Origin of the sequence: Pseudomonas sp. B6001, from assembly GCF_013386015.1 — a bacterium.
Taxonomy (GTDB): Bacteria; Pseudomonadota; Gammaproteobacteria; order Pseudomonadales; family Pseudomonadaceae; genus Aquipseudomonas.
The window spans coordinates 305,250-319,529 of record NZ_JACAOX010000018.1 but is presented as its reverse complement, the minus strand read 5'-3'; the positions used below and the strand labels follow the sequence as shown (position 1 = coordinate 319,529).

Annotated in this window: 12 protein-coding genes; 6 read left to right on the top strand and 6 right to left on the bottom strand. The window is 60.7% G+C overall.

Annotated elements, in window-relative coordinates:
- Positions 1 to 153 precede the first annotated feature (153 nt).
- The 6 genes from rraA (at position 154) to HX821_RS21140 (ending at position 4,594) form a co-directional block, all read left to right on the top strand.
- Complete coding sequence (gene rraA / locus HX821_RS21165) at positions 154 to 645, top strand: ribonuclease E activity regulator RraA (RefSeq protein WP_003215007.1); 492 nt, start codon at positions 154 to 156, stop codon at positions 643 to 645.
- A gap of 25 nt (positions 646 to 670) precedes the next feature.
- Positions 671 to 1,666: a zinc transporter ZntB gene (locus tag HX821_RS21160; protein WP_003215009.1), complete on the top strand. Its 996-nt coding sequence runs from the start codon at positions 671 to 673 to the stop codon at positions 1,664 to 1,666.
- 86 nt (positions 1,667 to 1,752) lie between these two features.
- Positions 1,753 to 1,998: a hypothetical protein gene (locus HX821_RS21155; RefSeq protein WP_003215011.1), complete on the top strand. Its 246-nt coding sequence runs from the start codon at positions 1,753 to 1,755 to the stop codon at positions 1,996 to 1,998.
- A 2-nt stretch (positions 1,999 to 2,000) separates the two neighbouring features.
- Positions 2,001 to 2,825: a mechanosensitive ion channel domain-containing protein gene (locus tag HX821_RS21150; RefSeq protein ID WP_008432650.1), complete on the top strand. Its 825-nt coding sequence runs from the start codon at positions 2,001 to 2,003 to the stop codon at positions 2,823 to 2,825.
- An 87-nt stretch (positions 2,826 to 2,912) separates the two neighbouring features.
- A complete protein-coding gene (gene sigX / locus HX821_RS21145; RefSeq protein ID WP_003215014.1) occupies positions 2,913 to 3,503 on the top strand; it encodes an RNA polymerase sigma factor SigX in 591 nt (196 codons plus the stop codon).
- A gap of 107 nt (positions 3,504 to 3,610) precedes the next feature.
- Positions 3,611 to 4,594 carry an OmpA family protein gene (locus tag HX821_RS21140; RefSeq protein WP_003215016.1) on the top strand — a complete coding sequence of 328 codons (984 nt, stop codon included), beginning with the start codon at positions 3,611 to 3,613 and terminating at the stop codon, positions 4,592 to 4,594.
- 60 nt (positions 4,595 to 4,654) lie between these two features.
- Here the strand turns inward: HX821_RS21140 and cobA are convergent, their stop codons facing one another.
- From cobA to HX821_RS21110, 6 genes are all read right to left on the bottom strand, one after another.
- Positions 4,655 to 5,398 carry a uroporphyrinogen-III C-methyltransferase gene (gene cobA / locus HX821_RS21135; RefSeq protein WP_003215019.1) on the bottom strand — a complete coding sequence of 248 codons (744 nt, stop codon included), beginning with the start codon at positions 5,396 to 5,398 and terminating at the stop codon, positions 4,655 to 4,657.
- A 9-nt stretch (positions 5,399 to 5,407) separates the two neighbouring features.
- Positions 5,408 to 8,116: a nitrate reductase gene (locus HX821_RS21130; RefSeq protein WP_102605097.1), complete on the bottom strand. Its 2,709-nt coding sequence runs from the start codon at positions 8,114 to 8,116 to the stop codon at positions 5,408 to 5,410.
- The gene (gene nirD / locus HX821_RS21125) at positions 8,116 to 8,433 is read right to left on the bottom strand and encodes a nitrite reductase small subunit NirD (RefSeq protein WP_003215022.1); all 318 of its coding nucleotides are present in this window, start codon (positions 8,431 to 8,433) and stop codon (positions 8,116 to 8,118) included. The genes HX821_RS21130 and nirD overlap by 1 nt, the downstream gene beginning before the upstream one ends.
- The gene (gene nirB / locus HX821_RS21120; RefSeq protein WP_003215025.1) at positions 8,430 to 10,883 is read right to left on the bottom strand and encodes a nitrite reductase large subunit NirB; all 2,454 of its coding nucleotides are present in this window, start codon (positions 10,881 to 10,883) and stop codon (positions 8,430 to 8,432) included. Before nirB ends, nirD begins: the two co-directional genes overlap by 4 nt.
- A 232-nt stretch (positions 10,884 to 11,115) precedes the next feature.
- The gene (locus HX821_RS21115) at positions 11,116 to 12,786 is read right to left on the bottom strand and encodes a bifunctional protein-serine/threonine kinase/phosphatase (protein WP_177036350.1); all 1,671 of its coding nucleotides are present in this window, start codon (positions 12,784 to 12,786) and stop codon (positions 11,116 to 11,118) included.
- Entirely contained in the window at positions 12,786 to 13,997 is a 1,212-nt protein-coding gene (locus HX821_RS21110; RefSeq protein ID WP_003215029.1) for a NarK/NasA family nitrate transporter, read from the bottom strand. The genes HX821_RS21115 and HX821_RS21110 overlap by 1 nt, the downstream gene beginning before the upstream one ends.
- Positions 13,998 to 14,280 lie beyond the last annotated feature (283 nt).

Here is a 14,280-nt window from a genome sequence, read left to right as displayed (position 1 = left end):
CTGGTCATATTCAGTCGCGCAGTGGGTCTTGCGTTGCTATCCGATGGGCCCGACTATTCGGCTCGGATTAAAGAACCTTCACGGCAAAGCGTTTCCAGATGTAAGTAAACAGTGGGATGTTTGACACCTTCTTTCACCTACAGGAGTTTCTCGATGAACCATTACCTTACCCCCGACCTGTGTGACGCCTATCCGGAGCTGGTGCAGGTGGTTGAGCCGATGTTCAGCAATTTCGGCGGCCGGGACTCCTTTGGTGGCGAGATCGTGACCATCAAGTGCTTTGAAGACAATTCCCTGGTCAAGGAACAAGCCGAGCTCAATGGGGCCGGCAAGGTGCTGGTGGTCGATGGTGGGGGTTCCCTGCGCCGCGCGTTGCTGGGCGACATGATCGCCGAGAAAGCCGCGAAAAACGGCTGGGAAGGGCTGGTGATCTACGGCTGCATCCGCGATGTCGACGTAATCGCCCAGACCGACCTGGGCGTGCAGGCCCTGGCCAGCCACCCGATGAAGACTGATAAGCGCGGTATTGGCGATTTGAACGTGGCGGTGACATTCGCCGGCGTGACCTTCCGCCCGGGCGAGTACGTGTACGCCGACAATAACGGTGTGATCGTCTCCCCCAGCCCGCTGAAGATGCCTGAATAAACAGCAGTAGCCGACAGGGGTGAGGATGTTCGAGGAAGAAAACGCGCAGTGGGGGCTGGTGCATGCCCTGGTGCTGGACGGTAAAGGTGGTGCGCGTTCGATTGCCCGGACAGAGCTTGATGAGCTGCAACTGCAGCCTCAGGAAAGCCTGTGGCTGCATTGGGACCGTAGCCATCCCCAGACCCAGACCTGGTTGCGCAAATCCAGCGGCCTCAGCGAATTCGCCTGTGACCTGCTGCTGGAGGAGAACACTCGCCCACGCCTGTTGCCGCTGCCGGATGCCGAACTGCTGCTGTTTTTGCGCGGGGTCAACCTCAATCCCGGCGCCGAACCGGAAGACATGGTCTCGGTGCGGATCTTTGCCTCGGCAGCGCGGGTGATTTCCCTGCGTTTGCGCCCATTGCGCGCCACCGACGAGTTGCTGGTGCAACTGGCAGACGGCAAGGGGCCGAAGACTTCCTCGGAACTGGTCCTGTATATGGCGCAGTACCTGACCAACAAGGTTCAGGATCTGGTCAGCGACTTGTCCGAAATCGTCGATATCGAAGAAGAAAAACTGGATGCCGACGAACGGTATACTCCGGAGCATGGCAGCGTTTTGCAGATCCGTCGGCGCGCCGCCGGGCTTAAACGTTTCCTGTCGCCGCAGCGGGATATTTTCGCGCAGTTGACCCGGATCAAATTGCCCTGGTTCTGTGACGACGATGCTGACTACTGGAACGAATTGAACAACAGCCTGACCCGCTACCTGGAAGAGCTTGAGCTGGCCCGGGAGCGCGTGGGGCTTGTGCTGGAGACCGAAGACCGGCGTTTGAGCCTGCGCATGAACCGCACCATGTACCGCTTCGGGATCATCACCGGGATCTTCCTGCCGATGAGTTTCCTGACCGGTTTGCTGGGCATCAATGTAGGCGGAATTCCGTTCTCTTCCAGCCCTTACGGGTTCCTGATTGCCTGCCTGATGATGGTCACGGTGGCGGTCGGGCAATGGTGGTTGTTTCGACGGTTACGTTGGGTTTGAGCTGAATGTGACCTGAACGTGGAAAGAGGTCATGTGACCCGAAGAATTTTACCCTCGTCTTTTAAATCACTTGCGAGAGGTTTTTTATGCACGATCCGTTCGAACAGTCTTTGCGTGACATGCTCAATGCCTCGCCGTCCAACCGGGACGACGATGCTTGCCTGGGTCGCGTCTTGAAAACCGCCAACCGCCAGGTCGGGGCGGGGGATCTGTTCGGTCTGCTTGGCCGCTGGTTGCCGGCGTTGATGATGGCCTTGAACAATGGTTCGGCCCATGTCTCACCGGTTTCCCGTCGTAAACCTCTTGCTCGCACTGCTGATAAGGCTGAATGAATATGGAACTCGATCTCTGGACCCAGAGTCTGGTAACTGCAATGACTGCGTTGTGGACCAAGGTGGCGAATTTCATTCCCAACCTGTTTGGTGCACTGGTGGTGGTACTGCTGGGTTTTGTCGTGGCCAAGCTGCTTGACACCCTGCTTTCCAAGTTGCTGGCCAAGCTGGGTCTTGATCGATTGATGGGGGGCACCGGCCTGACCAAGATTTTGGGGCGTGCCGGGTTGCAAGTGCCGATCTCGACACTGATCGGCAAGATCGTTTATTGGTTTGTTTTGCTGATTTTTCTGGTTTCTGCGGCTGAATCCCTTGGACTTGAGCGAGTTTCAGCTACGCTCGACATGCTGGCGCTGTATTTGCCGAAAGTATTCGGTGGCGCGCTGGTGTTGCTGGTAGGGGTTTTGCTGGCGCAACTGGCCAATGGCCTGGTGCGTGGCGCGGCTGAAGGCGTGGGTCTGGATTACGCCAGCGGCCTGGGGCGAATCGCCCAGGGTCTGGTGATTATCATCAGTATTTCGGTCGCGATCAGCCAGCTGGAGGTCAAGACCGACCTGCTGAACCATGTGATTGTGATTGTTTTGATTACCGTTGGTCTGGCCGTTGCGCTGGCCATGGGACTGGGAAGCCGGGAAATTGCCGGGCAGATTCTTGCGGGAATCTATGTGCGTGAGCTATATCAGGTTGGGCAACAAGTGCGTGTGGGCGAGGTCGAAGGGCAGATCGAGGAGATCGGCACGGTCAAGACGACAGTGCTGACGGACGATGGCGAACTGGTGTCGCTTTCGAACCGGATCCTGCTGGAACAGCATGTGACTAGCCGCTAACCCGGCGAATCCTGCTAATGTACGCCGCCGCAAACCTGGGTATCCAGGCCATGGCGGACATTGACCTGACTGTCGGCACGACTTGTTTTGAATAAAGCCCAAACGCTGTCCACGCGCTATGACCCCCGTGAGCTCTCTGATGAGGAGTTGGTCGCGCGCTCGCACACGGAGCTGTTTCACGTAACACGCGCGTACGAAGAATTGATGCGCAGGTATCAACGCACTCTGTTCAACGTTTGTTCAAGGTATTTAGGGAACGATAGAGATGCGGATGATGTCTGTCAGGAAGTGATGCTCAAGGTGCTATACGGCCTGAAGAACTTCGAGGGAAAATCGAAGTTCAAGACATGGCTCTATAGCATCACGTACAACGAGTGCATCACGCAGTATCGGAAGGAACGGCGAAAGCGTCGCTTGATGGATGCTTTGAGTCTGGACCCCCTTGAGGAAGCGTCTGAGGAAAAGGCGCCTACCCCGGAAGAAAAGGGCGGACTCGATCGCTGGTTGGTGCATGTGAATCCGATTGACCGGGAAATTCTGGTGCTACGATTTGTCGCAGAGCTGGAGTTTCAGGAGATCGCTGACATCATGCATATGGGTTTGAGTGCTACAAAAATGCGTTACAAACGCGCTCTTGATAAATTACGTGAGAAATTTGCGGGCAGCACTGAAACTTAGTGCGTGGCAAATATCTCTTACGTGTAGGCAAGTTCTGTTAGACTTGTCGCCGAGTTGTCCCCCGGTATGTGGGACTGCTTTACAATCACCAGATGGGGATTTAACGGATGAAACTGAAAAACACCTTGGGCTTGGCCATTGGTACTCTTATTGCTGCCACTTCTGTCGGCGCTCTGGCACAAGGCCAAGGCGCAGTTGAAGGCCAGCTGTTTTACAAAAAGCAGTTCAACGATAGCGTCAAACATATCGAAGACGGCTTCAATCCTGGCGCCAGCATCGGTTACTTCCTGACCGACGACGTGTCGATCAACCTGAACTACGACACTACCAACCACACCCGTTCGAACGACGGTACTGGCAACCAGAAGATCAAAGGTGATACCGGCAGCGTTACTGCCCAGTACCACTTCGGTCAAGCTGGCGTCGACTCCCTGCGTCCATACGTAGAGGGCGGTTTCGGCCACCAGAGCCGTACCAACGTTGAAGCTGATGGTCACAAAGGTCGCGATCAATCGACCCTGGCTATCGCTGGCGCTGGTGTGAAGTACTACTTCACCGACAACCTGTTCGCACGTGCTGGTGTTGAAGCTGACTACGCTATCGACAACGGCAAGTGGGACTACTCCGCACTGGTTGGCCTGGGCGTAAACTTCGGCGGCAACGCTGGCAAAACTGCTCCAGCTCCTACCCCAGCACCAGCTCCAGAGCCAACCCCAGAGCCAGAAGCTCCGGTTGCTCAGGTTGTCCGTGTTGAGCTGGACGTGAAGTTCGACTTCGACAAGTCGGTTGTTAAGCCTAACAGCTACGGCGACGTGAAAAACCTCGCTGACTTCATGAAACAGTACCCACAAACCACCACCGTTGTTGAAGGTCACACTGACTCCGTCGGTCCTGACGCTTACAACCAGAAGCTGTCCCAGCGTCGTGCTGACGCTGTTAAGCAAGTCCTGGTCAAAGACGGTATCGCTCCTAACCGTGTAAGCTCGGTTGGTTATGGCAAATCCCGCCCAGTTGCTGACAACGCAACTGAAGCTGGCCGTGCTATCAACCGTCGTGTAGAAGCCTCGGTAGAAGCACAAGCAGCTCAGTAATTACTGAGTTGTAGAAAAAAGCCCGGCTTAGGCCGGGCTTTTTTTCGCCTGCAATTTGCCTCAGGCCGTGGCGCTGGCCAGGGCCGCAAGCGCCTGCGTCGCTTGCGCAACCCGGCCAATCACCAGGATAGCCGGGCTCTTGAGCGCGAATTCGTGCGCATCATCCTGCATCCGGGCGAGGCTGCTGCGGCATTCGCGCTGTTGTGGCAGTGAAGCGTTTTCAATCATCGCCACCGGCATGTCATCGCTCATGCCACCTTCCAGCAATTGCCGGCGGATTTCCCCCAGTTTCGCCACCCCCATATAGATCACCAGCGTCGTGCCGCCCTCGGCCAGGGCCCGCCAATTGAGGCTGCTGTCGTCCTGGGTATGGGCCGTGACCAACGTGACGCCACGGCTGACACCGCGCAACGTCAGCGAGATATCGCAGTTTGTTGCCCCGGCCAGCCCTGCCGTAATGCCGTTGACCAACTCCACTTCCACCCCTTGCTGCCTGAGCCACGCCGCCTCTTCGCCGCCGCGACCAAAAATGCACGGGTCTCCGCCCTTGAGCCGCACCACGCATTTACCCTGCCGGGCATAACGCAACATCAGGCGATGGATAAACGCCTGTGGGGTGGAACGGCAGCCACCGCGTTTGCCCACGGTGATCAGCCGTGCAGCGGGGCAATGCTCCAGCAGCGCCGGGTTGACCAGATCATCGATCAGCACCACATCGGCTTCCCGCAGCGCTCTCACCGCCTTGAGTGTCAGCAGTTCCGGATCGCCGGGGCCTGCGCCCACCAGCCAGACTTTTGCGCTCATATGCTTGCCTCACACTCTGATCGCGATTGGCTGCTTGCCGCTCGCCAATAACCGTTTGATTTCCGGCACACAGGAGCCGCATTGCGTGCCGCAACCTAGTTCCTGCTTCAGCCCGTTCAGGTCCAGGCCCCGGGCAATGCCGGCGCAGACCGCGCTTTCGCTGACGTTCTTGCAGTTGCACAGCGTCTTGTTGCTGCTCGAGCCGCCCCCCGGTGGCGCACTCAATGGTGCCAACAACCAGCGGCGTAACTGCTCATCGGTGCGACCTTCCAGCCACAGGCTTTGCAGCCAGTGGCGAGCCAGGGTTTCGCCAGCCAGGCGGATCGCGGTGATACGGCCTTTTTCAATCTTTACCCGCTTGCCAATGGAGCGCCGCGGGTCGTCGTACGCCATCACGGGGCCGTCGTTGAGGCCCAGCAGTTGGTCGATCTGCTTGAGCAGTTCAAGGGCGGGCGCCTCGTGATGCGCCGCACGAATCAGCAGGGCAGGCCGCTCGCGTCCGGTCAGGCTCAGGCTGACGTAGGCAAAGCCGTCACACAGCGGTCGCAACGCTTCGAAGTGTTGCTGCACATCGCCTTCAATCAGCGCAAACAAGTGCCAGGGCAGTCGCACCGCCTCCAGGCGCACGCCGCTGTGCTTGAGTTCCGGCTGTTTGGACAGCGGGTCGAATGCCGGCTGGGTCAGCGCATTTACGCCGCCTTTAAGAAAACGGTCGCCCCAGTGCATCGGCAGGAAAGCCTGGCCGGGACGCACGCTGTCATCGCTGCCGACGGCCACAATCACGCTGCCGCGCCGGCTTTTCAGGCTGACCAGATCCCCTTCCTTCAAGCGATGGCGACGCAGTTCGTCCGGGTGCAGGCTGAGCACTGCTTCACTGACATGGCCGAACAGCTGCGCAGCGGTGCCGGTGCGGCTCATGCCATGCCATTGGTCCCGCAGGCGGCCGGTGATCAGGGTGAGTGGGAAGCGCGCGTCACGCTGCTCCTTGGCGGCGCGATAAGGGTCGGCGACAAAGTGCGCGCGGCCAGTCTCCGTAGGGAAAAATCCGTCGGTGTACAGCCTTGGTGTTCCGCCCACCGCATCGGCCGGGAATGGCCATTGCTGCGGGCCTATCCGGTCCAGCAGCGCGTGGCTGATACCCGACAGGTCCAGGTCCCGCCCACGGGTCAGCAGCTTGTATTCATCAAAGATCTGTGCCGGTTGCTCAAAGGCAAAAAGCCCCGGTTTTCCGGGACAAAGACGCTGCTCCAGGCGTCGGGCAAAATCCACGGTGATTGCCCAGTCCGGCCGCGCTTCCCCGGGTGGGGCGATAGCTCGGCGAACGTGGGAAATGCGCCGCTCAGAGTTGGTCACTGTGCCTTCCTTCTCGCCCCAGCTCGCGGCTGGCAGCAACAGGTCGGCGTAACGCGCCGTCTCGGTTGTACGAAAGGCTTCCTGTAGCACCACGAACGGACACGCTTCCAGGGCCTGGCGCACGGTGTTCTGGTCGGGCAGGGATTGGGCGGGGTTGGTGCACGCGATCCACAAGGCCTTGATCTTGCCGGCCTGCATCTGTTCAAACAATTCGATGGCGGTCAGCCCGGTGCTGGCCGGCAGTTGGTCGACCCCCCAATACGCGGCTACTTCTGCCCGATGTTCGGGGTTGGCAGCCTCACGATGGCCAGGCAGTAAATTCGACAAACTGCCGGTTTCCCGCCCACCCATGGCATTCGGCTGACCCGTCAGGGAGAAAGGTCCGCAGCCAGGGCGGCCGATGGTGCCGGTCGCCAAATGCAGGTTAATCAAGGCGCTGTTCTTCGCGCTGCCGGCGGTGGACTGATTGAGCCCCATGCACCACAACGACAGAAAACTCGCCGAGGTGCCGACCCATTCCGCACACAGACGCAGTTGCTCGACACTGATCCCGCACAACTGCGTGACCATTTGCGGTGTGTAGTCGTGAACCAGGCGTTTGAGTTCGACCAGGCCGTCGGTATGGGCCTGGATAAAGTCGCGGTCGATCCAGTCTTCCCACAACAACAAGTGCAGGATCCCATGGAACAATGCGACATCCGTACCCGGCAAAATCGCCAGATGCAGGTCCGCCAAGTCGCAGGTGTCGGTGCGCCGGGGATCAATTACCAGCACTTTCATCTGTGGCCGGCGGGCCTTGGCTTCCTCCAGGCGTCGGAACAACACCGGATGCGCGTAGGCCATATTGCTGCCGACGATCATCACGCAGTCGCTCGACTCCAGGTCCTCGTAGCTGCACGGTGGCGCGTCGGCCCCCAGGCTGCGCTTGTAGCCGACCACCGCCGAAGACATGCACAGCCGCGAGTTGCTGTCGATGTTGTTGGTGCCCACCAGCGCCCGCGCCAGTTTGTTGAAGCTGTAGTAATCCTCGGTCAGCAACTGCCCGGAAATATAGAACGCGACGCTGTCCGGCCCGTGTTCAGCGATGGTTTCGGCAAACACGTTCGCCGCGTGCTCCAGGGCGGTATCCCAGTCGGTGCGGCTGCGGGCCAGGCCTTTGCCCAGCCGCAGTTCCGGGTACAACGCGCGGGCCGCGAGGTCTCCGGTGAGGTGCAGGCTGGAGCCCTTGCTGCACAATTTTCCGAAGTTGGCCGGATGACTCGGATCGCCACTGACGCCGAGGATCTGCGAGCCATCATGCTCGATCAGTACGCCGCAACCGACCCCGCAGTAGCAGCAGGTGGACGCGGTGGTCTGGCGGTTCATCAACCGGCGTCCCGCAGCGCCAACATCACCCGGCCGTTTTCCACACGGGCCGGGTGGTGATGGGCGCAGCCGACGTCCGGTGCCTGGGCCTCCCCGGACTCCAGGTCGATCTGCCAGTTGTGCAGCGGGCAGGCCACGCGCTTGCCGTAGATCAAGCCTTGGGACAGCGGGCCACCCTTGTGCGGGCAGCGGTCGTCGAGGGCGAAAACCTCGTCGTCACTGGTACGAAAAATCGCGATGTCGCCTTTTGGCCCGCTGATGATGCGCGAGCCCAGGGCGTTGATTTCTTCGAGGGCGCAGATATCCAGCCAGTTCATGCCGGCACCTCCAGCAGTTTGACGGGGATGGTGTCGAATTCCTTTTTCAGCAGCGGCTGTTCCAGGCGTTCTTTCCACGGGTCCTGCTCGAACGACAGGGAGAATTGCAGGCGTTCATTCAGTGCCTGGCGCCGCGCCGGGTCTTCCAGTACAGCCTTCTTGATGTGCTCCATGCCGACCCGTTGCAGGTAGTGCACGGTGCGCTCCAGGTAGAAGGCTTCTTCCCGGTAGAGCTGTAGGAAAGCGCCGTTGTATTCGCGCACTTCTTCGGCGGTTTTCAGCTTGACGAAGAACTCGGCGACCTCGGTCTTGATCCCGCCGTTACCGCCGATGTACATCTCCCAGCCGGAATCGACGCCGATGATTCCCACGTCCTTGATCCCCGCTTCCGAGCAGTTGCGCGGGCAGCCGGACACTGCCAGCTTGACCTTGTGGGGCGACCACATATTGAACAGGTCATGTTCCAGCTCAATCCCCAGTTGCGTCGAGTTCTGCGTACCAAAGCGGCAGAACTCGCTGCCGACGCAGGTCTTCACGGTGCGGATGGATTTGCCGTAGGCGTGGCCGGATGGCATATCGAGGTCTTTCCATACGCCGGGCAAGTCCTGCTTCTTGATGCCGAGCAAATCGATGCGCTGCCCGCCGGTAACCTTGACCATCGGCACGTTGTACTTGTCGGCCACATCAGCGATGCGCCGCAGTTCCGACGGATTGGTCACACCACCCCACATCCGCGGGACTACCGAATAGGTGCCGTCTTTCTGAATATTGGCGTGGGCGCGTTCGTTGATCAGGCGCGATTGCGGATCGTCTTTTGCCTCGCCGGGCCAAGTGGAGATCAGGTAGTAGTTGAGTGCCGGGCGGCAGGTGGCACAGCCGTTCGGGGTGCGCCAGTTCAGGTAGCTCATGGTGCCGGCGATGGTCAGCAGGTGCTGGTCGCGGATGGCCTGGCGGATTTGCCCGTGGTTGAGGTCGCTGCAGCCGCAGATGGCTTTTTCGCTTTTCGGTTTGACGTCCGCCGCGCCGCCCACGGTGTTGATCAGGATCTGTTCCACCAGCCCGGCGCAGGAACCGCAGGAACTCGCAGCCTTGGTGTGCTTCTTCACATCGTCGACGCTGAACAGCCCGTGTTCCTGAATCGCCTTGACGATGGTGCCCTTGCACACGCCGTTGCAGCCGCAGACTTCGGCGGTGTCGGCCATGCTCATGGCTTTGTCCTGGCCTTGGTGGCCTACATCGCCCAAAGCGTTTTCACCGAACATCAGGTGATCGCGGATCTCGCCAATGGCATGGTTCTCACGGATCTGCCGGAAATACCAGCCGCCGTCAGCCGTATCGCCGTACAGGCAGGCGCCGACGAGGATGTCGTCCTTGATCACCAGCTTCTTGTAGACGCCGCCAATCGGGTCGGAAAGGGTGATGGTTTCGGTGCCTTCGCCACCCATGAAATCCCCGGCGGAGAACAGGTCGATGCCCGTGACTTTCAATTTGGTGGAGGTCACCGAACCCTGGTAACGCGCGAAACCCAGCTGGGCGAGGTGGTTGGCGCAGACCTTGGCCTGTTCGAACAGCGGCGCCACCAGGCCATAGGCGATCCCGCGATGGCTGGCGCATTCGCCGATGGCATAGATGCGCGGGTCGTAGGTTTGCAGGGTGTCGTTGACCAGAATCCCACGGTTGCACGGGATGCCGGATTTTTCCGCGAGTTCGGTGTTGGGGCGGATGCCCGCAGCCATCACCACCAGGTCGGCGGGGATCACATCGCCATTCTTGAATTGCACCGAGCCGACGCGGCCGTTGCCGGCGTCATGCAGCGCCTCGGTCTGCTCCTTCAAGCGAAACACCAGGCCACGGCTTTCCAGTTCGGTTTGCAGCAACTGGCCGCTGGTCTTGTCCAGTTGCCGTTCCAGCAGCCATTCGCCGATATGCACCACGGTCACGTGCATGCCACGCAGCATCAGGCCGTTGGCGGCCTCCAGGCCCAGCAGGCCGCCGCCGATGACGACCGCGTGCTTGTGGGTCTTGGCGGTGTCGATCATGGCCTGGGTGTCGGCGATGTCGCGGTAGCCGATCACACCCTGCAACGTATTGCCCGGGATCGGCAGGATAAACGGCGTGGAGCCGGTGGCGATCAGCAGGCGATCGTACTCGGCCTCGCTGCCGTCTTCGGCGATGACTTTGCGTTTGACCCGGTCGATCTGCACCACTTTGCGGTTAAGCAACAGCTTGATGTTGTTATCGAGGTACCAGCTCAAATCATTGAGCACGATCTCTTCGAAGGTCTGCTCACCGGCCAGCACCGGCGACAGCAAAATGCGGTTGTAATTGGTGTGGGGCTCGGCGCCGAAAACGGTGATGTCGTACAGGTCGCTGCTCAGCTTGAGCAATTCTTCAAGGGTGCGAACCCCGGCCATGCCGTTGCCGATCATCACCAGTTTGAGTTTCTTCATGTCGTTCTCCGCAGTGGCTCGACAAATCGTGCGCAACAAAAAAAGGCGTCCCCGCTACGTAAGTAGCGAGGACGCCTTTGTCCTGGTCCCGTTCTCTCGGGAAGCCCGACCTTCGACGTTGAAGGTGCGGCTATATGTGTGTTGATGGGAAAGCTAATGCAGCGGTTGTGCCAAGTAGGATTTTGGCCGGTTTTGTTAAGTGGCGCGGCGATGTATCGAGAAATTTCGCCTCTTAGTGGTGCAACAGCCAGTACAACAGCACCAGATTGATCAGCAACGACAGCACGGCCAACGTTTGCCAGACCTTCAGCGGTTCGCGCTCCAGCAGAGGTTTTGGTCGCGTGCTCAACTCGCGGCGATCCGCCTGCTCCAGTACCAGCAACCATTCCTCGGCAGTTTCATAACGTTGCTCGGGTTGCGCGGCGACTGCGCGCTCCAGGCTCTGTTGCAGCCAGTCGGGCAGGTCGGGGCGGTAGCGGCTGGCGCCGACAGGCGTAATGAACCTGGGACGCTGGAAAGCTTCGATTTCGCCGTAGGGGTAATGCCCGGTGAGCAGGTAATACAAGGTCACACCGACGCTATACAGGTCCTGTTGCGGGGTAGGGCGTTCGCCGTTGAAGGCTTCCGGGGCGATAAAGCTTGGCGTGCCAGGCAACAGGTGCGCGCGATCCTCCGAGAGCCCGGGGCAGTAGGCCAGGCCGAAGTCCAGCACACGCAATTCGCCATCCTCGCCCAGCAGCAGGTTTTCCGGCTTGATGTCGCGGTGCAGGATCTGCCGGCGGTGCAGCAGCCCGACGGCACGCAACAGGCGCTCGGCCAGGGTTTGCCACTGCGCCAGGGGCAATGGGCCCTGGTGCTTGAACAGTTCGGCCAGGGTTTGGCCGGAGTATTCACGCATCACGTAGTACAAATGCTGACGGCCACTGGCTGGATGGACTTCAGGAAACGCGCGGCCGGCGACCCGGCGCAGGAACCATTCCTCTGACAGCAATGCCTGGGCGGCGAACACGTCATCGTCGTGGCTGAGCGGCAAGGTCTTCAGCAGCCACGCCTGTTGATGGGCATCGCGCACCCGATAGAGCAAGGATTGGCGGCTTTGCCCCAACAGCGACTCTACGTGCCAGCCTTCGAAGCGCTGGCCGGGTTTCAGGGGGGGCGGCAGGGGCCATTGCTGCAACTGCACCAGCGCATCGCCGAGGGTGGCGGCGCCAAGCTGGTCGACGCGGACCAGCAGGGCGCTGGCGTTGTCCTGGCTACCGGCCAGGTGCGCGGCGCTGACCAGGGTGTTTACCGCGAGGTCCAGGTCCGACTGTTCCCGCAGGATTGCGCTGATGTTGTTGTCATCCAGGGTCGCCCACACGCCGTCGCTGAGCAGCAGGAAACACTCGCCTGCCCGCAACTCGCCGTCGAGGAAATCCAGCACCAGATGCTGATCCAGGCCCATGGCGCGCTTGAGCACATGCTGCATGCCCGGTTGCTCCCACACATGCTCCTGGCTCAGGCGCTGCAACTGGCCATCGAGCCAGCGATACACCCGGCAATCACCCACATGAGCCAGGGTAAAACGCTGGCCGCGAAACACCAGGGCGCTGAGGGTGGTCAGCAACGGCTGGCCGCCGCCGTTGGCTTGCAGCCAGCGATTCTGGGCCACCAGCAAGCGTTCCAGGGCCTGGGCCACGCCCCAGGTTTGCGGCGTGGCGTAATAGTCCAGGGCCAGCGCTTGCAAGGTCGAGCGTGCAGCCAGTCCGCCATCGGCGCATTGGCTGACGCCATCGGCGATGGCACACAGGTAGCCTTTGCTGGCGGCCAGCTCCGGGGCGGGAGTGACCAGGCGCAAGGCGTCCTGGTTTTCCTGCCGTGGGCCGGTGGCGCTGGCCTGCGCGAAGCTCAGTTGCAGGCTCATCAGACCCGTGCAGCCGTCACCGCAGCCGAGCCCCAGGTGGTTCTCCAGCGACGCTTGACGCCGTACAGGCCGAACCAGGCCAGCACGCCCAGGCTGGCGAACAACCACAGCGCCAACTGATAGCTGCCGGTGCTTTGCTTGATCGCGCCCATGCCCGCCGCCAGGGCGAAACCGCCGATGCCGCCGGCCATGCCGATCAGGCCGGTCATCACACCAATCTCGCGGTGAAAGCGTTGGGGCACCAGTTGGAAGACTGCACCGTTACCGGCACCCAAACCGAGCATGGTGCACACAAAAAGCGCCAGTGCTGCGTAGGAGCTTGGCAGGTTGAACCCCACCGCCGCGATGCAGATCGCTGCCACGCCGTACATGCCGAGCAGGGTGCGAATCCCGCCGAAACGGTCGGCCAGGGCGCCGCCCAAAGGCCGCATCAGGCTGCCGCCGAATACGCAGGCGGCGGTGTAGTAGCCGGCGGTGACCGGGCTCAGGCCGTATTGGTCGTTGAAATAGCCGGGCAGGGCGCTGGCCAGGCCGATGAAACCACCGAAGGTCACACTGTAGAAGAACATGAACCACCAACTGTCGCGGTCGCCCAGGGCTTTGAAGTAGTCGGCCATGGACTTGGCCTTGGGTCGTTGCGGGGCGTTGCGGGCGAGCCAGGCGAAGACGATCAGCGTCAGGATCAGCGGGATCAGTGCGAAGCCGAACACATTGCTCCAGCCAAACGCGGCGGCGAGCACCGGTGCCAGCAGGGCCGCAAACACCGTCCCGGAGTTGCCGGCGCCGGCGATGCCCATGGCCTTGCCCTGGTGCTCGGCGGGGTACCACTGGGACGCCAGTGGCAACGCGACGGCGAACGAGGCTCCCGCCATACCGAGGAACATGCCCAGCAGCAGGGCTTGCTCGTAGCTGTGGATTCCGAGTTTCCAGGCGACGAACAAGGCGCCGATGACAATCACCTGGCCGATCAGGCCGGCGGTCTTGGGGGAGAGTTTGTCGGCGAGCATGCCCATCAGGAACCGCAGCACTGCGCCGGCCAGGATGGGGGTGGCGACCACCAGGCCGCGTTGTTGGGTGGTGAGGTGCAGGTCGGCGGCGATTTGTACCGCCAATGGGCCCAACAGGTACCAGACCATGAAGCTCAGGTCGAAATACAGGAACGCGGCGAACAGGGTCGGGGTGTGACCGGATTTCCAGAAGCTTGATTTCATCACGCACCTCAGCGGTAAGGGGTCTTATGAGAAGGCCTGGTGATGGAACGGCTGGGGCCGCCCCATCGGCCCCGGGCTATGGGGCCAAAACGAAAAAACGCCGCCACCGGGTTCGCTGGGGCAAACCGGGTGTGCGACGTCTTTGTCGTGGAGGGGGCAACCGCCGTTGGCTACCTGTGGGGATTCTTTAGCAAGAGGTGGGCCAACAGGGGGTGGGGGCGTTGTGGTGTGGTGTGGTGTGGTGTACATATCCGTTGCTGCGGTAACGGCGGCTTAGGGTTCC

What these genes read in the sequence shown, in the direction of transcription:
- rraA (WP_003215007.1), top strand. Translation starts at nt 154, where the DNA reads ATGAACCATTACCTTACCCCCGACCTGTGTGACGCCTATCCGGAGCTG.
- HX821_RS21160 (WP_003215009.1), top strand. Translation starts at nt 671, where the DNA reads ATGTTCGAGGAAGAAAACGCGCAGTGGGGGCTGGTGCATGCCCTGGTG.
- HX821_RS21155 (WP_003215011.1), top strand. Translation starts at nt 1,753, where the DNA reads ATGCACGATCCGTTCGAACAGTCTTTGCGTGACATGCTCAATGCCTCG.
- HX821_RS21150 (WP_008432650.1), top strand. Translation starts at nt 2,001, where the DNA reads ATGGAACTCGATCTCTGGACCCAGAGTCTGGTAACTGCAATGACTGCG.
- HX821_RS21140 (WP_003215016.1), top strand. Translation starts at nt 3,611, where the DNA reads ATGAAACTGAAAAACACCTTGGGCTTGGCCATTGGTACTCTTATTGCT.
- cobA (WP_003215019.1), bottom strand. Translation starts at nt 5,398, where the DNA reads ATGAGCGCAAAAGTCTGGCTGGTGGGCGCAGGCCCCGGCGATCCGGAA.
- HX821_RS21130 (WP_102605097.1), bottom strand. Translation starts at nt 8,116, where the DNA reads ATGAACCGCCAGACCACCGCGTCCACCTGCTGCTACTGCGGGGTCGGT.
- nirD (WP_003215022.1), bottom strand. Translation starts at nt 8,433, where the DNA reads ATGAACTGGCTGGATATCTGCGCCCTCGAAGAAATCAACGCCCTGGGC.
- nirB (WP_003215025.1), bottom strand. Translation starts at nt 10,883, where the DNA reads ATGAAGAAACTCAAACTGGTGATGATCGGCAACGGCATGGCCGGGGTT.
- HX821_RS21115 (WP_177036350.1), bottom strand. Translation starts at nt 12,786, where the DNA reads ATGAGCCTGCAACTGAGCTTCGCGCAGGCCAGCGCCACCGGCCCACGG.
- HX821_RS21110 (WP_003215029.1), bottom strand. Translation starts at nt 13,997, where the DNA reads ATGAAATCAAGCTTCTGGAAATCCGGTCACACCCCGACCCTGTTCGCC.